Origin of the sequence: Chitinophaga sp. Cy-1792 (assembly GCF_011752935.1) — a bacterium.
GTDB lineage: Bacteria > Bacteroidota > Bacteroidia > Chitinophagales > Chitinophagaceae > Chitinophaga.
In genome coordinates this window covers 22613-46391 of sequence record NZ_VWWO01000003.1, presented here as the reverse complement: position 1 = coordinate 46391, position 23779 = coordinate 22613, and the positions used below count along the sequence as shown (strand labels likewise).

The 23779-nt window shown below is 46.0% G+C and carries 13 protein-coding genes; 3 read left to right on the top strand and 10 right to left on the bottom strand.

Translation table 11 applies throughout. From position 1 onward, the window contains the following. Positions 1–53 precede the first annotated feature (53 nt). Positions 54–938 carry a subclass B3 metallo-beta-lactamase gene (gene bla / locus F3J22_RS25475; RefSeq protein WP_167020828.1) on the bottom strand — a complete coding sequence of 295 codons (885 nt, stop codon included), beginning with the start codon at positions 936–938 and terminating at the stop codon, positions 54–56. Positions 939–1168: 230 nt separating this feature from the next. On the opposite strand from bla, the gene F3J22_RS25470 reads away from it, so the two are divergent. Next, positions 1169–4402, top strand: coding sequence for a TonB-dependent receptor (locus tag F3J22_RS25470; RefSeq protein ID WP_167020827.1), 3234 nt, complete (start codon positions 1169–1171; stop codon positions 4400–4402). Positions 4403–4424: 22 nt separating this feature from the next. Further along, on the top strand, positions 4425–5951 hold the full coding sequence (locus tag F3J22_RS25465) for a RagB/SusD family nutrient uptake outer membrane protein (protein WP_167020826.1): 1527 nt from the start codon (positions 4425–4427) through the stop codon (positions 5949–5951). A gap of 129 nt (positions 5952–6080) precedes the next feature. Here the strand turns inward: F3J22_RS25465 and rhuM are convergent, their stop codons facing one another. After that, complete coding sequence (gene rhuM / locus F3J22_RS25460; RefSeq protein ID WP_167020825.1) at positions 6081–7058, bottom strand: RhuM family protein; 978 nt, start codon at positions 7056–7058, stop codon at positions 6081–6083. 332 nt (positions 7059–7390) lie between these two features. Between rhuM and F3J22_RS25455 the strand changes: the two genes are divergently transcribed. Next, on the top strand, positions 7391–8752 hold the full coding sequence (locus F3J22_RS25455) for a hypothetical protein (RefSeq protein ID WP_205195677.1): 1362 nt from the start codon (positions 7391–7393) through the stop codon (positions 8750–8752). Here the strand turns inward: F3J22_RS25455 and F3J22_RS25450 are convergent. Genes F3J22_RS25450 through F3J22_RS25415 form a run of 8 tightly spaced genes read right to left on the bottom strand, consistent with a single transcriptional unit; the run spans position 8703 to position 23773 of the window. Then, complete coding sequence (locus F3J22_RS25450) at positions 8703–9497, bottom strand: GDSL-type esterase/lipase family protein (RefSeq protein ID WP_167020824.1); 795 nt, start codon at positions 9495–9497, stop codon at positions 8703–8705. The genes F3J22_RS25455 and F3J22_RS25450 overlap by 50 nt on opposite strands. Next, entirely contained in the window at positions 9497–11773 is a 2277-nt protein-coding gene (locus tag F3J22_RS25445) for a GH92 family glycosyl hydrolase (RefSeq protein WP_167020823.1), read from the bottom strand. Before F3J22_RS25445 ends, F3J22_RS25450 begins: the two co-directional genes overlap by 1 nt. An 8-nt stretch (positions 11774–11781) precedes the next feature. After that, on the bottom strand, positions 11782–15417 hold the full coding sequence (locus tag F3J22_RS25440) for a hypothetical protein (protein ID WP_167020822.1): 3636 nt from the start codon (positions 15415–15417) through the stop codon (positions 11782–11784). A 21-nt stretch (positions 15418–15438) separates the two neighbouring features. Then, positions 15439–17256 (bottom strand): hypothetical protein, encoded by a 1818-nt coding sequence (locus F3J22_RS25435; protein WP_167020821.1) that lies wholly within the window; start codon positions 17254–17256, stop codon positions 15439–15441. Between the two features lie 4 nt (positions 17257–17260). Then, positions 17261–19072 carry a glycoside hydrolase family 105 protein gene (locus tag F3J22_RS25430; RefSeq protein ID WP_205195675.1) on the bottom strand — a complete coding sequence of 604 codons (1812 nt, stop codon included), beginning with the start codon at positions 19070–19072 and terminating at the stop codon, positions 17261–17263. Between the two features lie 31 nt (positions 19073–19103). After that, entirely contained in the window at positions 19104–19925 is an 822-nt protein-coding gene (locus tag F3J22_RS25425; protein ID WP_167020820.1) for an alpha/beta hydrolase, read from the bottom strand. Position 19926: 1 nt separating this feature from the next. Then, a complete protein-coding gene (locus F3J22_RS25420; protein ID WP_167020819.1) occupies positions 19927–21915 on the bottom strand; it encodes an NPCBM/NEW2 domain-containing protein in 1989 nt (662 codons plus the stop codon). Then, on the bottom strand, positions 21884–23773 hold the full coding sequence (locus tag F3J22_RS25415) for a RagB/SusD family nutrient uptake outer membrane protein (RefSeq protein ID WP_167020818.1): 1890 nt from the start codon (positions 23771–23773) through the stop codon (positions 21884–21886). The genes F3J22_RS25420 and F3J22_RS25415 overlap by 32 nt, the downstream gene beginning before the upstream one ends. Between the last annotated feature and the right edge of the window lie 6 nt (positions 23774–23779).

The window sequence follows — 23779 nt, the reverse complement described above, 5'->3', positions numbered from 1 at the left end:
ATAAAAGGGCCTGTTCTAGTCAAAGAACAGGCCCTTACCTTTTTTTAGCAATATTATTTTTTGTCTTCAGCTAATTTCTTTTCGTAGACAGCTTTCAGCTCTGCCAGCTGCTTTTCATAACCAGCCCTGTCCTCGAATGCTTTAGGATTGTAAGCATCGCCATCTTTATGCTTTTCATGCAATCCACATTGACTTGCATGCCCTGCCAGCCATATATCGAAGTGAATTTTCGGCATGGTGTCCAGCGTATAGGCGTAGTCCTTAGCGATGCCCGGATAGGCTTTTACCTCAGAAAACTTCCGCTGGCCAATGATAATAGACGGCATATTGGCGAGCAGTACCTTATAAGAGCGTTGATCATCTTTCACATCGAAAATATAACTGCAGGAACCCATCGTATGGCCGGGATGGTGTAGCATCACTACTTTCATATCTCCCAGTCGGATGGTGTCTTTATCATGCAGTACCCTGTCAATTTTCACTGGCTGGTAATTACTCACTTTTCCACCCATTTCGTAATCTGATCTGCCGCCGGTTTCTACCACACCCACATCGCCTGCATCTACCATAAATTGGGCGCCTGTGGCCTTTTTGATGGCAGCCATAGCACCCATATGATCGTAGTGCGCCTGCATGGTGAGTAATATTTTAGTGTCTTTATATTTAAAACCCAATGCTTCGATGTTTTCACGAATGATTTTCTCCGAAGCGGCCAGGCCGGTATTGATCAGGATATTACCGGCTGAAGTGGTGATTAAATAACTTGTGAGGTCGTAGGTGCCTACATAATACAGGTTTCCGGCAATACGAAATGGCTTTTGTGGCTTGTTCCACTCAGGATCTACCTTTGTAGGCTCCACTACTTTCTGGGCATGGACTGCTGTTGCAAAGCACAGTCCTGCCGCTAAAAACAGGCTTTTAACAATCTTATGGTGCATAAATGGATTGGGTTATAGAAATGATTTTTCAAAATTAATGGTTCTTTATCAAGCCGGAAAATCTTTCTTATTTTTCTGTTCATGATAAGTTAATATCTTCTTAATACCGAAGATGCACTTCCTTAAAAGCGGAAGATTAGTTTTGTAACCCTCGACTAGCTAAATCGATTTTCTAAATAGAAAACCTTTAATACCAATTAACAATGAACGCTTCAAACAGGGGAGCAAACATGAAGAATGTTTGCTGGAAATTCCTATTGCCTATTAGTATGGCAATGGCTGTCAATGTGCCATTAGCCGTTGCAGCAATGGAATCTTCAAAAAGTATAAGCAGCAACAGCATCACCGTTACTGGAGTCGTAACGGATGCGCACCACCAGCCATTACCAGGCGTAACTGTTTACGACAAACAAACCAGGAAAGGGACACAAACCAATGCCAACGGACAATTCAGCATCGTAACATCAGCGGAAGCAACCCTGGTATTTTCCTATATCGGATACGATATCCAGGAAATACCGGTACAGCAGAGAACAGCCATCAGTATCAGTTTAAGGGAAAGCAGCAGCACCCTCAATGAAGTAGTAGCCATCGGTTACCAGCGGATCAGAAAATCCGATGTAACAGGTGCTATCAGCAGTGTGAAAAAATCTGAGCTCAACCTCACCGCGCCAACTGTCAGCCAGGCACTGGTAGGAAAAGTAGCCGGCGTACAGGTTTCGCAGACAAGTGGCGCGCCTTATGCAGGTACTAAAATAAGAGTTAGGGGCATCGGATCTCTCACCGCCAGCTCCGATCCTTTATATGTTATCGACGGATATCCTGCCGGTAATAACGTATTTATCAATCCGGAAGATATCGAATCCATCGACATCCTTAAAGATGCTGCATCCGCAGCCATCTACGGTTCCAGAGCCTCCGGCGGTGTGGTCATGATTACCACCAAAAGAGGACAGGATGGCAAAGGAAAATTTGAATATGATGTGCAGACGGGCTACAGTCAGCTGGAAAAGAAAGTAAAACTCCTGGACGCCAACCAGTTCATCGACCTGGTGATCAATGCCAGAAACAACTCCTATAAAGACCTGGTCGTTAACAGCGGCAAAACATGGAATGATGCCATGTATTCCGATGATAACGCCACCAGGACAGGAAAAGTAGGTAACGGATCTTCTGTTAGCATTCCTACGGATATCTATGATTTCACCAATCAGAAACGTATCGACGCCAAATACAATACCGACTGGCAGAATGTTTTATACCGCAATGCCCCCTTCCAGCGGCATAACCTTTCCTTCTCCGGCGGCGCCAAAGACGTACGCTACTACGTTAGTGGCGGCTACCAGGACCAGAACGGGATCGTTACCAACACCGGTATGCAAACCATCAATTTCAGGTCTAACATCGACGCTAATGTCAGCAGTAAACTGAAAATTGTGGGCAACGCCTCCTATACACAAACCACCAGTAAAGAAGTAGGTGAAGGGCGCTTCAGCCCGATGATGGCAGCATTACTGTACATCCCTTACCTTCCGGCTTTTGACGACAACGGCCAGTATATCAAGTACGGCATGAACGCACTGGCCAACCAGTTCGGATACCAGGGAATCGAGAATCCGCTGGCGTCTGTAAAGGAAACCAAAAGCAACAGGTTAGGATACAGAGCTACCATCAACGCCAGCGCTATATACGATATCATCAGCGGACTTTCCTTTAAAGCCAATGTGGGTACGCAGCTATATAACGAGAAATACGATTACTATCTTCCTACCAGCTTAAGCGCAGGTGGTGGAAATCCGCCATATTCAGCCGCTTCTCTGGCCGCAGCCAATGCGGTGGCACAAACGCTTACTCAGGTGGATAAACTGGCTGAATTCACCCTTAATTACGGTAAGAAATTCGGTAAACACGACCTGAATCTCCTGGGCGGTTATTCTGCACAGGAAACCACTTCAGATCAGATCCGTCTCGTAGCAAAAGGCTTCACCAGCGACCAGATCGGGGAAATCACTGATAAAGGCGCTGATCCAAGTCTGTTTACACTCGATAACTCAAAAACCGGCAAATCATCTACCACCCTGCTTTCCTACTTCGGACGCGTAAGCTATAACTACGCCGGCAAATACTTCCTGACAGGTTCCATCCGCCGTGATGGCTCTTCCAGGTTCGGGCCACTGAATAAATGGGGCACCTTCCCTTCTGTAGCCGCAGGATGGAATATCTCCCAGGAAAACTGGTACAACGACTTCCTTGGGGTACATTCTACCGTGAAACTCAGGGCCAGCTGGGGTCTGAGTGGAAACAACAACATCGGTAACTACAACGCGGTACAAACCGTAAACTCTCCTACCGGCGCCGTATTTGGTGCAAATACCATCGCATCAGCAGTATTGGTGGGCGGTGTGAAAGACCAGCGACTGGGATGGGAGTCTACGTCACAATACAACGTTGGTGCGGATGTTACCGTGCTGGATAGCAGGTTGTCTATCATCGTCAACTATTACCTCTCCCGCTCCTTCAACCTGCTTTATAACCAGCCTATCAGCGCTGTTTCCGGCAGTTCTACCATTCTTACCAACCTGCGCGACAGTAAAGTACAGAACAATGGCCTGGACCTCCAGTTAGATGGACAGGTTATCCGTCAGAAAGACTTATCTGTAGGGCTCGCAGGTAATATCTCTTTAAACAGAAATAAAGTCCTGAACCTGGGCGGCGCCAGCACCATCATCACTTCCGGTGCAGAACGTTCCTATAACACCCACATCACCACTGCCGGTCAGCCTATCGGTATGTTCTACGGTTACAAGGTAGCCGGAAGAGTTACAGAAGATAATATCGGTAAGGTAGCGCCATCATCGGCGTCCTCCAATCCGCTGAAACCAGGAGACCTGTATTTTGAAGATGTCAACCACGACGGTGTTATCAACGACCAGGACAAACAGGTCATCGGAACACCATATGCGAAATTCACCTATGGCTTTGCCCTCAGCGTGAACTATAAATCTTTCGATTTCCGCGCGTCATTCAATGGATCTTATGGCAATCAAATCCTCGATGGGCAAGACTATTACCTCTATAACTTCGAAGGTTCCGGCAACCAGTACGTTCAGGTGGCAGACAGATATGTTTCTGCCGCACAACCCGGTAGCGGCCTCAATTACCGCGCTTCCCGTGCCGGTACGCAAAGTAACAGCACCAGGTTATCTTCTTTCTACCTGCAGGATGGTTCCTACCTCCGCCTGACCAATCTGACCATCGGATATAATCTTCCTAAAGTATTCGGTAAAAGCATCAGCAACATCCGCGTGTATGCCAGCGCCGACAACGTTCACACCTGGACGAAATACAAAGGATACAATCCTGATGTGGATTACAACATCGGCACCAACCTCGCGCCAGGCGTAGATTATGGTAACTATCCACTGGCAAGAACTTTCAATCTTGGCGCTAAAGTAACTTTCTAACCATCTTATTAAAAAAATTGCAATGAATAAATTAACTGGAATACTGCTACTGTCAGCTACGCTGATGGCTTCTTGCAGTAAAGATTTCATTGACCGCAATAATCCAAACGCTACCACTACAGATAATTTCTTCACCTCCGAAAACAGTGTTTTGCTGGCCGTAAATGGCGCCTACAGCAGCTTACGGGGAAGTAATAACATCGGGGAAAATAGCGGCCTGTATACAGATGAACGTTCTGACGATACCGGCACCAACGATAATCAGTCTAATGCCGGCGAACCATTTCAGTTTGGTAACTTCAAGATATTGCCCAGCAATACCTATCTGAAGGCGCACTGGGGCAGCTTATATGCCACCATTACACAGTGTAATGCTGTTACCTCGAATATTGATAAAGTTACTTTCGCCAGCAATGATACCAAATTGCAATACCTCGCTGAAGCTAAGTTCATACGCGCTTTGATCTATTTTCACCTGGTAAGAAAATGGGGAGATGTTCCACTGGTAACAACGGTGCTGAAATCCACCGACGAGATTGCAGCCAACACCTATCGTCAGCCACAGGCAAAGGTTTATGCACAGATTATTGCTGATCTGAAAGATGCGTTGCAAAGTAATTTACCGAACCTTCAATCCGGCGCAGGCGTAGGCCGCGCCTCTAAAGCTGCCATCAACGGGCTGCTCGGACAGGTATATCTTACCATGGCTTCCAACTTCGATGATAACAAAGCGGATAATCTTAACAACGCCAATACCTACCTGACAGCAGCCTATAACATGCGTCCTTTCGGTAAGTTAAGTGAGATACCGTATGAAGATGTATTTGACGTATCCAAAAAAGTTGGTAATAAGGAGATGATCTTCCAGATTGTGTATAAACAGGGAGATATCACCTACGGATCCAGCATTGCAGCCAATAACCAGGCACTGGGAGAAACCATCAACTCTCAGAAGAAAGCACTCGGTGTAGGCGGCAACGTTACTGCTGATCTCATCCTCGATTATGAGCCCAACGATCTGAGAAAAACATTCTCCGTGAAATATGCAGCCAATACGCAGGTGCAGGACTGGTTTGTCACCAAGTACCGTGATGCAAGTGATGCAGCCGGTGTTAACGGTTATGGTGGCAATGATGAGCCATTGATGAGATATGCAGATATTATCCTGATGCTGGCAGAAGTAAATATGTTACAGGGAAATAATGCAGCGGCCATTCAATTCCTCGACCAGGTGCGGGAAAGAGCTAAAATGCCTTTATACGCCACCGCCGTGCAGGATCCTAACTACACTGCAAAATATCCTTCGCTGAAACTGGCCATCCTGCACGAACGCAGAGTGGAACTGGCTTTTGAGCATCAGCGCTGGTTCGATCTGCTGCGTTTCTTTACTACCGATGAGCTGGTGACTTTCTTCAAAGGTAAGTCGCAGGCCAATTTCGGGAACGCGCAGTTATCCAACTTCAGCAAAAAAGACAGATATTTTCCTATTCCTTTCGATGAATATAAACTCAATCCGGATAAAATGTATCAGAATCCAGGTTACGAGTGATAGCTTGTAGTAGTTAAAAATAAAAGCCTGGTTCCAATGGTAGGAGCCAGGCTTTTTAGCAATATCGGAATTTCCGAATTATCTCCCTTAACAACTCATAGTCAATCATATAAAAATTAAAAATCACTATCAATTCCTCATATTTACCAGGTTCACCACCACTTTTACCATCATATCTTTATCATCAGGTTTGGATGCCGCAATCATTAACGCCAATGCTACCAGGGCATTATCAGCAATCCTTTTTGAACCATCTGCATGATAAAGGATATTGTTTTTCTCCATAAACCAGACAAACAAAAAGGCTGCTATTCGCTTGTTACCGTCGGAAAAAGAATGGTTCTTAATAACAAAATACAAGAGATTAGCCGCCTTCTCTTCTACACTCGGATAAACATCCTGCCCGTCGAATGTTTGATAAATAGCTGCCAGCGATCCCTGAAAGGACCCATCTTTTTCATTACCGAATAATTGACTGCCTCCAAATTTATCACGAAGCCCATTAATGGCCTCCATGGCTGTATTATAGGTAATCTCAAATAGATTCTCAGTAGTGGTAGATTCTATTTTGAGTACCTGATGATCATATTGATCCAGTACATCTAATGCGTAGGTATAATCAGTAATGACCTTTAGCAAGCCAGTTGCTTCATCTGTACCCAGCGCCTGATTCTCCATTACATTGCCCAGTAACTTAACGGTTTGCTTCAACTCATCTAATTGAAGTGTTTGTTGCTGCAAACGCTTTTTATCAATAGAATAACCTTTTATCAGATAATCCTTCAGCACACTATTTGCCCAAATTCTGAATTGAGTACCGCGAGGAGATTTCACCCGATATCCAACGGAAATAACTACATCCAGATTATAGAACATAGTAGATTTTTTCGAAATATCGGGATTTCCGATATTCTTCACACAAGACTTTAAATCAAGTTCTTTTTCTTTATGTATATTTTTAATATGTTCACTTATTGTTGATTGGGCCTTATCAAACAATAAGCACATTTGGTCTTGCGTCAACCAAATAGTTTCCCCTTCCATTTGAACATCGATTTTTACATCGCCATCTGAATTTTCGTAAATGATAATTTGATTTTGTTCCATATGATTAAAATTTTAAGTCGCGAATCTCATGGAAACAAAAAATCAATTACGATATTGAAACCCTTGTTAATAGGGATTAACAAACGATTTCTAATCAAATAGATAATTCGAAATTTTCGAATTTATTCTCCCCTTATCATCTTAATAAAATAATTATCACACCTCTTTTTTGAATCACTTGCTATTCCTAACAATTGCATTCTTTCGCTCCTATCAGCATCTTCCCTAAAGAAATCACCAATAAAATTTCCGTGAGGAAGGAAAATGTTGTAATATTTCGCAAAAAATTCCAGCCAACGCATCTATTAACCAAAATTCATATTGCAGTCATCATGGACGAAGTAAGGGACAGACGATATATAAAGGAAATAATAAGCGAATATGCCACTCGCTTCGTTTCCTGGGGGCCGCCGGAGTCCTGGGACCTGGACCAGTTTAAAACGCTGGAAAACATGATCTTAGAGGCTACAGACGTGACAGTTAATGCCAACACCCTGAAAAGATTCTTCCAGCAACGTACCGGTAATCCCCAGCTGGCAACAAGGGATGCCCTGTGCAGCTTCTTAGGCTACGCCGGCTATACCGACTTTGTCATCAAAAAAACCCGTGTTGAAGAGGCCGCCAATAACATTACAGACGTTGCGGAAGAAAGGTCGGAAAGCAAACAAAATTTTACCACTCCCGAAATTCGGGTGATGGCAGCTCCTCCCGCTACCAAACCGCAGAAATCCAATCGTCTGTACATCTACCTGCTAACCGCCTTGCTGGTGATTGTAAGCTCATTCCTGCTATATATCCTTAAAATAAAGGACGTATACACCGATTACCTGTTATCCAAAATAGAGTTCTCTGTATCCAATCCTAAAGGCGCTAATCCGCTCACAGTCACCTTCTCCTATAGCATCCCTTCTTCCCTGCTAAAGGATATCAAGCTGGTATACGAAGAGGCCAATGGAGATACTTCCGAAAAACACCTCACCAGGAACATTGGGAAGGTGAACGCCACCTACATCTACGAGGGCGACGGCTACTGCCTCCTCCAATATAACGGGCATACCATCAAAACCATTACCATCGAAAACCGCAAGCAGGGCTGGTCTATATTTACCCGCAACGAAAGAAAAGGGATTTTCAGGACGCTGCCTATCAGCGAGGCCTATAACAAAGAAGGGTATGTTAGTCTGCCGCTGGACAGCGTTACACCGGAAGCACGCCCGGGACACCTGTTCACGAGCTATGTTTTCTATAAAGAGAAACTGGTAGACGGGGATAACTTTATGTTCGAAGCCAGGGTGCGTAACTCGCCGAAAGACAATGCCATACCACGTTCTGACGTGATGATGTACATCATGTCGAGCACAGGTATGCATGGTTTTTCCTTAAATGAAGCGGGCTATGCGTATATAAAATTTATTAGTGGAGAGAAGACCATCAAAGGAGACGAAAACAACCTGAATACCTTCAACTTCGATGCGTCGCAGTGGCATGTGATGGCCATCAGGGTAGAAAACAAAAAATCTGCCTTCTACCTCGACGGACAAAAAATCTATAATATCGATTATACCACACCGGTAGGACTAGCCAATGAGCTGATTCTGCGCTTTAAAGGCTGCGGTGCTGTGGATTATGTAAAAGTCAATAAACTTAACGGCCAGACTGTTTACGAACAGAATTTCGATAACGTGATTCAATAACCTGCTGCAAATTTTTCGCCCAGAACGTAGCTAACTTTTCAGCACCTGCAACATTCGGATGCAATAAAAAAACACCTGCTTTGCCATTCTCACGCGTGAAATACTGATCAGCATTCTTTTTAAAATAGTCAAAGGCTTTTCTGTCGCCCTGCAGGATGTAGGCAGGATTTTCCTTTGCCAGCCTGTCCAATTCCGGCGTATAGGTCTGCAAACGTGCCAGCCCCTCCGCCAGGTACTTAGAACCATTGTAGGTATTGGTACTGTACCAGATAGGGCGCTGCAACACAAAAATGCTGCGGGGATACCTGCTATGCAGACTATCAATAATCGTTTTCAGATTTTTCTGATAGTCCTCCGGAGATACAGGCGCGCCTGTAGGCCCTTCTATCGCTGAATCATTGGTACCCAGCGTTACAGAAAAGATCAGTGGTGTACTGTCGTTATACAGCGAATCCGCCGCTGCTACTACCTTCGGAAACAAATTCCGGGACGCCGGCAAAAAATCTACCGTAGTACTGCCACTATGGCCACAGTTGGCATATCGTAACGTATAACCTCTTGCACGCAGTGTTTCAATTACATGAAACGGCGGACATTGCGTAGCCGGAAACGGCAAGGTAGCGCCATAAGTGATGCTATTGCCTACAAAAACAATGTTACACTTCGTTGACGCTACCTGCGATTTAGCTGCTATCCCTCCCGCCATTAACAGGCACGACAATGCAGCGGTCTGATATAATTTCATTATAATGATTTTGATACAGAAGGCGGTAAAACAGCGCCGTCGAAATCTGCAGGAGTAGCCCCCATCGTGAATTCCAGCTCGCCCCCTTCTGCCATATCCTTATGGGTTATAAATAATTTATTATAATTTTTCCCATTGAGTTTTACCGATTGAATATAGATATTTTTATCGCTTAATCCTATCGCTTTTACCGTAAAGACTTTATTGTTAATGTTGATACTGGCAGATGATACCATCGGCTTACCAAATACATATACGCCTTCCGCCGGATTCACCGGATAAATGCCCATCGCACTGAATACATACCAGGCAGACATCTGCCCGCAATCATCGTTACCAGACAAACCATCCGGCTGATCTGTGTAAAGGGTAGTCATTATCTGCTGCAGCTTCTCCTGCGTCTTAAACGGCTTCCCGATGTAATCGTACAGGTACGCTACGTGATGACTCGGCTCATTGCCGTGTGCATACTGCCCGATCAAACCACTGATATCAACAGGTACGTTTTCACCTGAAACCTTATCCTTCACGGTAAACAGGCTATCCAGCGCCTGCCCGAAGGCAGCGGCGCCACCATGCAGGTTTATCAGTCCCTGTACATCATGGGGCACAAAAAACGAATACTGCCACGAATTACCTTCTACCCAATCACTGGGCCCATACGACGAAAAGAACGGATCAAAAGGCCTGCGGAAACTGCCACTGCTGGAAATTCCATTCATAAGTTTATACTCCTTATCGAAATAAGTAGGGTAAGTCATCGCACGCTTCATGAAATAATTATAATCATCTTCCTTGCCAAGGTCCTTGGCCATACGCGCGATACACCAATCGTCGTAGCAATATTCCAGCGCCGTGGATACGGATTTATTATACTGATCATAAGGAATATAACCGAACTGCTTCAGCTCCTTAATACCAAATCCATCCTGCATCGCTGAATGCTTCATCGCCGCATAGGCCTTTTCCACATCATAGTTACGGATACCCTTGAAATAAGCATCTACAATAACCGGCACCGAATGGTAACCGATCATACAATTCGTTTCGCTGCTCCACAGCGGCCATACCGGCAGCAAGCCATACTGGTCGTACTGCGCCAGCATCGATTTTACGATATCATTCACCTTATTGCTGTCCAGCAGTGTCAGCAAAGGATTCAGGGAACGGAAGGTATCCCATAAAGACAAAGCCGTGTAATTTTTAAAGTCTGCCGCCTCATGTGTTTTACCATCAAAGCCTATGTACTCTTTGTTTACGTCATTAAACAAATGTGGCGTGATCAGGCTGTGGTACAAGGCTGTATAAAAAATCGTCCTGGTTTTTTCCGGCGCTTTCACTTTAATTTTAGCCAGCTCATGCTCCCATTTCAGTTGTGCCTGTGTGAGGATATCATTGAAATCCCACCCAGGAATTTCTGCAGAGAGGTTATCCATTGCATTTTGTATGCTTACGGAAGAGATGCCTACCTTCACCAATACCATTTCATTCTTCGAAGTCTCGAAGTTCATCGCCACCTTCACTTCCTTTCCTGTGGCGGTTTTATCTTCACTGCGCCTATTATCGGTGGTGATGTCTGCATGAAAAGGTTTGGAAACTTTTATGGCATAGAAAAGTTCCTGGTTCACCCAGTATTTTTCGCCGGGTTCTCCCCAGCCTTTCGTTTTTCGTATACCCGTTAACGTGCAGCTGTCTACTATATTTACAGACGTAGACAACACAGAGTCTGACGCATAATGATGCGACAGATCAAGGATAATATGCGCATCTTTATTTTCCGGGAACGTATATCGGTGGAAGCCGCAACGCGGCGACACTGTCAGTTCTGCCATGATATCATAATCCCGGAGTCTTACTTTGTAATATCCCGGAGAGGCAACTTCTTCATCATGTGAAAAGCGGGAGCGGTAACCCTCTCCCGGCCTGGTTTTACTTCCGGGCTCCAGTTTCAGCTTGCCTACTGTAGGCATCAGCATAACATCCAGCAGGTCCGAACGTCCGGTGCCGGATAAATGTGTATGCGAAAAACCGATGATGGAACTATCGGAATAGTGATAACCGGAGCACCAATCCCAGCCATCGAGGCCGGTATCAGGGCTTAACTGCACCATTCCGGATGGATATGCAGCGCCGGGAAATGTGTGACCATGGCCGCCGGTACCAATAAATGGATTTACATAACTGAGTACGTCCATCTTATCACCCTGGTTATTATCTGTAAAACTACAACCGGCTATAAAAGGGAGCATGAACAAAAACGAGAGATATCTTCTCATGGCAAACTTTATTTTTCTACACCAAATTCAACTTCATTGGCCCAATGTTCCTTCCAGTCAGGATGGAATGCACGGGCATTTATTTTAGATACACTGCGATCCCTGGCAAGTTCCATACATGCGCCACCAGCCCCGTCATCATTCACTCTCACAGAAAATTTAATTTTTTCTCCTTTGTCGATGAGCTTTTTCACATCCGGGATTTCACTCCACGGAATAGCACATTCCGTGAACAGCGTATTGCCTTTTCGTATAGTCACGAGCTTACCTTCTTTTACCGGCCCGTCGTATGGCGACTTTGGCTGCCGTGCAAAGAAGTGCTTCCGCGGCATACCGGGAACGAGTAAACGCCATATTTCAAAACCGCCACCGTATTGATCTGCCACGGTATTCAGGGCATATTCGTAATCGGTACATTTATAGCCGGTATAACGCGGCATAGTGCCCTTCGGCGCCGCTTCCATGCCATCTTCACCGATAGGAATCACATTAAATGCGATCAGGATATTATCGAACTTCTCACCTGTCATGCCATCAGGTAGTGTAGCCGTTTTGCGGTAAGAGAAATGTCGCACGCCTTTTGGCCATACCAGCGGCACCAGGTCGTCCTGTGTAACAGGCGCGCAGTGCATGTTTGCAGCCAGTGAAGTTGCAGCCCCAGGGAGATAATAACCAGATTTGCCGTAAACGCCCATCCAGTCGCCTTGTGTGTCTATATCTTTGCCTGCCAGCACCGCGGCGCCGGCTTTATTATTAGTGGCAATGGGCCTGTCGGACGCATCAAAGAATACGCCGGCCAGTTTGCTGGTATTTCTCCAGCTATCCCAGCTGATGGCGGAACAGCGGATGCGTACCTTACCGGAAAGGTCCAGTTGCAGGTAAGTACCATTCCAGCAATTTTCAATGTTGGTAGTCATTAATTCTTTACCGCTTTCTTTATCATACACGGTTACACTCACATTACGCTGACTCACACCCGGGAAATAGAGTGAAGTACGTGTATACTTCTCCGTTGGTAAATCTATATCGATACCCACAGACCTGGTGGTAGCTGAATTCTCGAAGTAGTTCATTACACGGCCTCCGGCAGGGAGCTGCAACGCCCCTTTATTAGAAGCCAGTGCAGGCTGCGTCACCAGTACAGATTCCATGGCGTACAGCGACTGCATATAGGCTGTATCTGGATAGAAATATTGTTCATCGTCGCGGGTTTCGAAACGTGGCGCCCCTTTGTTAGGCGTTTTATCCGCCACCCTGGCGCCGAAATAAAAGTATTTATCATCATAGGCCAGGTAGGTATTTGCAAGGCCATCTGAAGCGGTATCAAATTTTTCATAAGGGTGCCATGCCGCCTCTGTTAAGGAAATGCTGGCCTTCGATGATCCTTTGATCGTTTGAGGAATAACGCCTGCCCAATCGTTCAGGTCTCCGTCAACATTAATTGTCTTTTTCACAATATAATTGACATGCATATCCTCATAGTGTTCCGCGAAACCATCATTGCCCGCATCGAAATGAGCAAACAGGGGATAGTTGTTTTCCTTGCTGGCAGCACCGCTTTTTACATTTACCTTCACCGTCTTTGTTTCAAATGGCTTGAAAGAAAGCGTTTCGGGGTAACTGAGCTGTAAATCTCCGACAGTAACGGTCAGCTTACCTTTCACCGGACGATTTAATATGTTCGTCAGCTGTAAATCCATGGCAGGCCTTGATTCCACAGGAGCAGTAAAATCTTTTGCGATAATCTCCAACGGCTCATACCCTTCTACCTTCGCCTGGTTAATAGCAGCTATCAGCTTGTCAAAACTACTACGGGAGCCATTTACACGCATGTAATAGCCCTGATAATTTAACGGAACAGTGAATACACCATTCTGCGGAGCAATATTATTTCCATAAAAATCATACAGTAAAAATCCTGGTTCTGCCTTTACAATCATCTTCCCATCGGTCATAGGATAAAATTCGCCTAGCGAGTCTGCTGTTTTTTTACGGAGATCATTATCTGTTGTTGTTTTAAGCAGATGATACAATTGTTGCCTACGCTTTGCCTCTGTCAGACTTCTCACATTCCTGAAAAGCATATGGGTGGCGCCGAAAGCCTCTCCCAGGTCACCGGCAATAACAATACTGCCATCATCTTTGGTGTTGTTATAGCCATCAAAAACCATCACCCATGGCAGACCGTTCTTAAACAGCAGGCGGTTGAAATCGCGCTCCCCGATAAAACTTTGTACAGCGCCCATGGCAGCGGCGGTAGACCAGGTATTATGCAATTTGGGAATGGTTTCCTGTCCGAATTTTGTACGAAGTGTCTGCGTCTGAACGGAGCGGTGCGGATCACCGGAATACATATAGCCACCATACACGCCCATAGAGCGATCGTAGCCCGCAGAGCGGTTAGCAGCAACGACCAGGCCTAAACGATCATCTGTATTACCGACCCAGCTTTCTGTATCCCAGATCTTCACTCTTCCCTTATAATCCTTGCGGTTATTGAATTCCGGGTACAATACCGGCGATTCCATGCCCTGGTAGTGGATAGACAGAAAATCGAAGATGGGTAGCATCTTCCAGCTGCCATCTGAAAAAAACTTATCTAAAGCATTGGAATTCGAATCGCCACCGCCTACCAATACATCCCTGTTTTCTTTCCTGGCTTCCAGCACCGCTTCGGCCATCTTCGTGTATATCTCGCGATAGCGGAGCATATCCGCCTGCCAGCCTGAAATGGAAGCACTCTCCCATGGCTCATTCCAGAGACATACCGAGGTAACAGGACCTTTCGGCCAGCCATACTCCATGCATAACTGTTTCACATACTTTTTAAAATCTTCGTCCATATCAGGCATCCAGGCCAGGTCCTGCTTGGTGCGCAACATCTTTCCTGCACTATCCAGGTGCGGCCTGCTAATGCCCAGCGGCATGGATTGCGCCGACTGCCCTTCTCCAAACATCAACATTACCGTGATATTGTTGTCCTGGAAATTCTTCATCAGCCGTTTCAGCTCCTGCATATGCATCTGATAACCCGGATTGGTAGTAGCGATATACGGAATCCCGTAACGTATAGACTGCATCCCCATGCGTTGCAGGAAATCAACACCCAGGTAGTCCAGCGACTGTTTAGGATATTGCATTTTCACCGGCGAAGGCTTCATACTCAGCACAAAGCTGGTACCCAGTCTGCGGCCGCTGCTCCCTAAATCAAAAACCACCGCATAACCACCATAGGACTTAATATCATCAATGTTAATATCTGTATTCGTATAGCCGTTAGCGGAGATATTTATTTTTACCGGGATCACCTTTTCGTAATCCATCTTCACCATTTGCGGCAGCCATATATCATTGGGAATACCTTTGGTACCATAACGGATCACATAGGCTTTGGCATTCACATCGATGGCATGATTGGTATTGTTGACCAGCTGAAATTGCAGATGGATCGCATCACCGGGCCAGAACACATTCGCTGGCGCCGATGACCCGATCAGGTTAACATCATACTCGTAACTTCTTAGGCCGTTTTTAACGCCTAACATATCTTCATAGCCAACCCAGTCCTGCGGATCTTTCATCTGTCCATTGGCCAGATGAATCCCCAGAAAACAACATATGGTTCCCAGTATAATAAGTCTCACTTCTAAAATTTTTTATGCTGTTTAGAAATCATTTTTAATGCGGAATGCGTCGGCTGGTTTCTTTAAAGCCTTTACAGTAATGCCTTTGGCCGAAACCCGCAGGTAGTTGCTATCCAGGTCTGTTTTGATAGTGCCCATACTGTCTGTTGTTAAAACCAGTCCGATAACGGCTTCTTTCATAGCAGAGAGGTTAAAAGGCTTTTTATTGCCGGCGTAGATCACAAAGTCGGCCCACTTCTTATCACCTTCTCCTCCGGTTTCCCAATGGCCAGGGAGCCCGTCCCAATTACAGTAGGGGACCTGCGCTTTCAGCTGTACAGGGCCAGCGCTTAACAGTATTTCATTTTTATTTTTTGTAGAGATAGAGATAGATGTAGTAGCAATATCTCCACCGGTTTCAAAGCGAAGGCGTAGATCCGTCGCCGTTATAGTAGAATCTTTAATACGGTCTATAGATGGATGTTTATCTCCACCATTATATGCCACGTTCAATACAGACAATACGGTATTGGAATCCTGCACACTCTTGATGTGTACCGCAGAGAAGTCATACCCATCATGCAGAAAGCGCAAACGCAGATAGGATGGTTTTTCAGGGGTTCCCCAGTGTGCACTCAGCGGCCGGCACTGGTTCCAGAGGTAGCCCTGGTTCACGGATGCCAGCGCATATTGTGGGTGCGCATATAATTTCCCGATGATATCTTTCGCCTGTAATTCGCCATCAGCATAGGTAGCGTGGTTCTGCACCTGGTATTTACCAATGGTAAAAGTATCTATCTCTGTTCGTGGCAGTACCTGTTGCTTAAACATAGGTATCAAGGATGCCGGAATAACATGTGGTTCCAGTACCCGCGGCTCTTTGGGGTAATCCCCCGGCAGCTGGACCTGTCCTTTGGAAGCATAGTAAAATAACTGCTTCAGTTCAGGCGTCAGCAAATCCGTATAGGCGCGGAGGTTAGGGCCACACCATTGCCCTGAAGGTTGATGAAAATGCCTGGCAATCATGCTCCAGCACATATCATACAGCTCATCTACCATTTTTTTATCTGCCGGATTGGTAATAGCCAGTTTCATACGTAGCAGCTCATTCATGGCTACTATCGTATAGGTGGGACTGTTATACTCTGTAAATCCTTTACTGTTTTTAGTATAGGTGTAGAAATAGGCGAGTTTGTTTTTGCCATAACTAGCGATATCCGGCTGATCATATAAGTTACCCACCACGTAGCATACATAGGTACCCATGATACAGATATTGGTATAATCTGCCTTCACATCACGCTTCATAATAGCTCTGGCTGCCAGTATCAGCGATTCCTGTATTTGCTTTTTCAATATTTCATCCAGATGACCACCGGAATTTAAAACGATATCTATCAGTGAAACTGAAATAAAATCGGCCCAGTTGTGATCAACCGGCGCCTTACGGTCTTTGAGCGGATCCTCCGGATAATAAGGCCAGACGCCACTGTAAGACGTACTAGTATCCTTTTCCTGAAGCGGCAGGATCGCCCTTATGATGTCAATTCCACGTTGAACATTTATTGTATCGGCAGTACGCATCAAAGCGGCTGCATATTGTATGGAGCTGCGGGTATCATGTACCTTCACACCACTATCCAGGTCACTATGGTAATGCTTCTCCTTCGTGATCGTCCAGATCATCCTCTTATCCGCATCGTAGTGGTCTTCCTGGGTTCTCAATTCTTTATTTAGCAGCACAATCTCCGCCGGATTTAAACGTATGGGGGAAGTCTGGATATTGCTGTGCTGCTGTGTACATCCCACCCCTAAAATCATTACTATGGCTGCAACCACCAGGATTCTCTGCTTGCTCATCTGATTACTTTTTCTGTTGATCTAACATTTTCTGTACTTCAATTCCTGCAAAAATGACGGCAAAAGATCCATGCGTATCATCATCATAAAAAGGCCGGGTCATATAATAGTTCTCATCTTCTGAACACATGGTACCTACGCAAATCTTATGTACCGTACCATTGTCTTCAATCTCAGAAGCTGTAGCACGCCAGCCTTTCACTACAATTGGCGTAAATTTCTTTTTATCTAACCATCCTTCTCTTACTCCTCTGGCGAAGGCCATCGTGAATATGGCAGTGCCGGAAACCTCTACTGGTGAATCGTTACGGGTAATTACATTATGCCAGAAGCCTTCCGGGCTCTGATAGCGTATCAATGAATTGGCAAAATCTCTATATAGGTTTAAGATGGCTTTATATTTTGGATGGTCTTTCGGCAGCGCCATCAAAACCTCTGTCATGGCCCAGATAGCCCAGCCATTCGCTCTCGACCAGTACGGCAGTTTCACTTCCGGCCGATGGGAATAATTCGCGTGCATAAATAATCGGGCATCCTTGTCGTATACATGTTTGGTGAAGTCCACCAGCTGGCTGGCGGCATCATCAAAGAACAGTTTACGCTGCTGCGGATCAGTTGAATATTGCGCGGCCTGCATCAGGAAAGGGATTCCCATAAACATATCATCTACCCAAACCGTATATTCTTCCGGGGTAGTACGGGTGTAGTTGGTAAGACCCTGTGTTCTTATCTGGCCTGATTTTGCATAATCCATCATTTTGCTGATGTATGCCTTGTAGGTAGCCTCGTTTCTGAAATCTTTCTCTTTTCTCAGGCGGTATATCAGTGGTAAAGAAGGCGCCAGCGTGAAGTCCAGCAACTTCGAACCTATTACCAGTGCATTGGCTGAGTTATAGGCACGTAGCGTATTTACCTGGTAATCCACAAATGGCATCCCGTTCATCTGGTAATCGCAGAAGTTGGTAGCCCATAGGTTGTACTGCTTTTCGCCGGTCAGCTCACTCAGTTGCTGCATCGCCCATGCTACGCCGCCGTTATGATAATTCCACTGATAGGTAGTCCCCCATGGCTTTGCATCGATCATATCACCCAGAATCTCCTGTTTAGGGATTGTCCAGGTAACGTCGGCAGATAAGCCTGGGTACATTTCACCAAATCGTATAGCCGTTTCCGGTGCCTGCCTTGTATCAATGCCAGCTGCAAACGGACCGATCACCAGCCAGTTACTCAACGTAGCAACGCTGCTATCTACATTACGTACACCTTTCAGTCCCATGGCTGCATAAGTTTGCTGCGTGCGCAATACGGCATCATGTTCGCTGGGCGGCTGTATAAACACACACCATTCTTTACCGCTGGTAGCAGATTTAATCAGCAAGTCATTGTTCCCTTTTTTCAGCTGTACCCTGAAGGAATCCGACATCGCCATGCTGCGCTCATCGCGGGTGATAGCGATTTCGGGCTGCCCGTTTTTCTCGTATACAAGTGACTGATTACACCATACTTTGCAGGCGTCGTTATGGGCAATTTCTATGGTAATGACTGTATCATTTGCTACGGTTAGCTGTGTATATGCATAAGCTACAGCAGCCTTTCCCGTGCCAAATGTTTTCCCGAAATCAACAAAGGTCAATCCGTTGAAACGCTGATTGCGGGCGGTTAATACCAGCCGGTAGGCAAATGGTGTTTCTCTGATCAGTTTATCTCCTATCTGCTTAATCTTATCAACAGGATGAAGATCTTCTTTCACCGACTGTGCCATTCCAACGTTTACCAACAACAAACCCAATAGTAACGTGCTAATACATTTCTTCATTATGATCGATCTTTTGTGCTGTATGCCCGGGTTAATTTCCTGAGAAAACCAGCAGCCATTTTTTCAATGCTGCCGTCCAGTCCTGTTTATAGAAAAAATTATCATTCAATGCCCACCCATGGCCTCCTTTAGGATAGATATGCAGTTCGGCAGAAACCTTATTTTTATGTAATGCCTCGTAATAGTATACACTGTTAACGGAAGGCACGGTCTTATCATCATCGCTCACTACAATAAAGGCAGGAGGCGTTTGTGCAGTAACCTGCAATTCATTGGAATACTCGTCTACCAGGCGCCGGCCGGGCTTTTCACCCAGTAATAATTTCCTGGAGCCGGCATGTGTAAAATCTCCTTTCATAGAGATGACCGGATATAACAATATCTGAAACGCCGGGCGCTCCTCTCCGGAGGTATGTGTACTCAGTGTTGAAGCCAGGTGTCCCCCGGCAGAAGAGCCCATAATCCCCAGTTTATGCGTATCTATATGCCATTCGGCCGCATGTTCCTTTACCAGCTGCATCGCTTTCTTCGCATCGCTCAAAGGCACGCCGGAACGGCCATTCGGCAAACGGTACTTCAGTACGATCAATGCAATTCCCTGCTCATTAAAAAAGCCGGCAAACTTAGTCCCTTCCTTTTCCAGCGCCAGGTAAGCATATCCACCTCCCGGACATGCTATTACCGCCATGCCATTGCCTTTCTCCGGCAGAAATACTTTCACAGAAGCACTATCGTAATCCTCCACTCCCCTATGCTCCGGCCACAGTGGAAGTTCCAGCTGTTGCTGTGCCAGCGCAGGTTTCAGGGAGACACCCACCAGGAATGTGAGTAAAACCGTCTTTAATCTTTTCATCTTAGTTGGCAGGTTTAATTTTCAAAAACATTACACCATGCGACGGCACGACAGACGAATAGTGGCTTTCCACTACGCCCTTGTCCTGCTGACGCCACAAATCACGGACCTGTTGCGGTCCTTTTATTGCAAGTTGTTCCCAGGAAACAGTAATTTCCTGTTTGTTGTCAGCGAGATTGAAAAGCCCTACTGCCAGCGATCCATCCTGTAAGGGTCTGGCCCATACTTCTATCTTTTTATCTCTGTCTGAAAAAATTCTTTTGCCCTGAATACCCGCAGGATCCTGATCTACAGCAATTACTTCCTTGTTGGTGATCAGTCGTAAAGTGAAAGAATCAATCTGATTTAAGTCACAGCCAATCAGCAAAGGCGCCGCCAGTATACTCCATAAGGCAACATGCGTATACTGCTCATCTGCAGATAATTTAGTCAGATGGATATCTTTTCCCCAGCCTACTTTTCCTACTACGAGCATATCAGGATCGTTCCAGCTGCCAGGCCGGGCGTAAGGCTGCCATTTGTTTTGCATGAATCCAATGGTCGTCATACTGCACCAGGAGTCGTGAATATCGCCGGTGGTACGCCATGCATTGGTTAAATTGCCCCAATCAGCCGCCAGTTCAAAAGGCGCCGCATTGGAGATACTAAATACCACATCTCTGCCCGACTGATCTAACAGATAGGTCATTTCAGCGGTATGTGCAATATCATTGGTAACCCAATCGTATTTCAGGTAGTCAAAGCCCCACTCAGTCCATTGTTGCACATCATTCTTCACAAAAGAAAATTCGCCATACCTGCGGGAAGAGTTGACTACTTTCCCTTCCCGGGTGTCGGCGCCGCCACCGATAAAACCGGCGTAGGTCTGTACCCATGGCGAAGAATAGATGCCGATCTTAATTCCCTTGCTGTGCACATAATCTACCAGCGCTTTCATATCAGGGAATTTTTCGTTAGGCATGATCGCATAATATTTACCACCACGCAGCCCCTGCCAGCCATCATCAATATTAATATAGGCGTAACCGTAGTTAACAAGTCCCAGATCAACCATGGCATCTGCCATATCACGGATTTTCCTGTCATCTACGTCTGCACCGAATACATTCCAGCTATTCCAGCCCATGGGTGGCGTGAGTGCCAGCCTGTCGCCGATGACCAGCTGAAGTTTCGCTGTATCAATACCATATTGGTTTTGGGCAGATATTCCCACAGTATAAACACCCTTCTTTACCGCCTTCCCACTGATAATACCTGTTCGTTGATCTATCTGTAACCCTTCCGGTAAACCGGCAGCTGTAATAGTAACCGGGCGTTCTCCCGATACCGGAACGCTGAACAGGAAAGGATTTCCTGCATGTGCGCCATATACATAAGGCGGATTGATCACCGGTTGCTTTAATGGCAGTGGTGTAGTGATATACACTTTCTCTGCTGTTCTTTTTACAGATACAGGTGTTGTACCTGCAACTTCAAAACTGGCATCTACCCAGTCGGCACGGTCTCCTACAATACCATCTCCGGTATGATCTACATATAAAATCAGCGAACGGATACCCTTTGTTGCAACGTTTACCTGCTTTGCCTTTTCACGGGCATGCATGATACCGCTGCGCCAGAGGACCTTACCGTCGCCGATCACCATAAACTCTGCACTGGCTTGTTTCAGCTCATGCTCCGGTGCTGAATCATCCAGCCCTGCTTTTGCTTTAAACGAAATCGTTTTTCCATCCAGTTGAATCCTGAACACACTTTCAGCATGTGTACCAACACCCCTGTCATATTGCTCACTTGCTATGGACAAGGGTGTTCTCCACATAGACTGATTAGCCATTGCCTTCCCTGCCGACTGATCTACATTACTTAGATCCAGCTCATCGAGCCATACAACCCGCAAAGCAGGTGTATAGCCCGATAAGATCATTGTCAGCAGTATGATGGCAATCTGTGTATGCCCGCTAATAGCCTTTATTCTGCACGCAATTGACATTCCTGTCTATTTCTGTTTGATAAATAGGCAGCGCATACTGGTCATCTGAATTCCAGCTGATATCGCCAGCCCTGCTTTTCTCATATACTTTAGCTTCGTTCTTTCCGAGGCTCCATCTTCTTACATTAAACCACCATTTGGCTTCTCCGAAGGTTTCTGCCCAGGTTTCGTAATACAGGGAGTTCAGTGCCAGCTGGTCTGTGAATCCGGCATCACCACTGTTAGGATGAAGGTTTGCCTTGGTAATTTTACTGCCTGACTCAATCGCAGTGTAATCCAGCGACTGACCAGCGCTTTCCGGCAGGTTCCATGCCCTGCGATGTACACGGTTGATATAGTTCAGCGCATTAGGATCATTGGCGTTACCACTGAGTTTCCAGTAGCATTCTGCCAGCTCCAGGTATATTTCCGGTAAACGGGTGAAGTAGAAGTCAGCCCCATGCATGCGCGGGTTCTGGCTTGCCTGTACATCGTACAGGTTGAATTTGCGCAGACTCCAGCCATGTTTGATGATGCTGGCAGGTTGTGCTGCATTCATCTGGTATTCGGTTTCGGTACCGGCGCCATAAGGCAGTATGGCTGCTTTGGCTGAAGCATTCATCACGGTATCCACCCATGGCTGATAGGCACATACCCATAAACGTGGGTCAGGGTCTGTAGCGTAACGTTTCAGCGTTTTCATATGGTAGCAGGAATCTACATAGGAGGTTTCCACCGTGCGGCCATTGGTGCCCAGTCCTTTCATGACAGGATAGTATTGCTGCGGAAATCCGAAACGACCCAGGTTTCTGTCGTGCATATACATGTTGCCATAACCAGGCGTAGCACCACCGGGAGCGCCGTTATCAAAGAATGGTGTGTATAACAGGCTCACAGCAGAAGCCGTAGATGGGCCAGCCATCGCGTTGTCGCCGGATCTTACAATGGTGATCTGGTGCAGCGCTTCTGTGTTATTGTTTTCTGTGGCGGCATACTGTGGATTACCGTTCCACATGTTATAATAATCCTGGAAGCTCATCAACGACTTACCGGAATTCTGTACGATATCCAGAAACGCGTCACGGGCTTCGCTCCAGCGTTCTTCATACATCAGCGCACGGGCATACAATGCTTCAGCAGCATAGTAATCGATGCGACCTTTGTCAGCACCGGCCCAGGTTTTCTTTGCACCACCGGAAGGATCTGTCAGATGGTCCATGGCATTTTTCAGGTCCGCGATAATATAATCCCAGCACTGTTTTACCGTACTACGCGGACGCATTTCATCTGCGCGGTCGCCAATTTTAACATCGGAGGTAAAGAGGATTACACCAGGCTTGGTATTATCGCCATTATTAGGTACCACTACTTCCTGTCCGTAGAGGTTCATCAGGAAATAATAATGCCATGCACGGAGGTAATAAGCCTCTCCCAGCTTGTATCTCAGCGCCAGTGTATCCGCCGGCGTTATTTTGTTACCTACTTTTTGTTTGTAGTTGGGAACGATCTGATCGATGAACGTTCTGGATTGCTGTACACCTCTGTACAATCCTCTCCACTGTGCGCCTGCATAGCTGTTGGCAGCGTGTACATACAGCAGTTGCAGCTCATTCCACTCGCTGGTGCCCAGCCATGCCACATCTCCGGTATGGTCTATATTATAAAAGAATCTACCTAAACCCTGAAAACCAAACAATTCAACACTATGAATATTGGCATAGGGCGAATTCAGGAAGTAATCTACCTGCGCCATATTTTCCGGGAAGATATCAGGATTCAGTACGTTGTATGGCTTGGATTCATCCACAAACTTCTTACATCCGAAAAACCCTACGCTTAAGCAGATGAGGAAGGAAAGCCTTATGATATTACGTTTCATTAATAA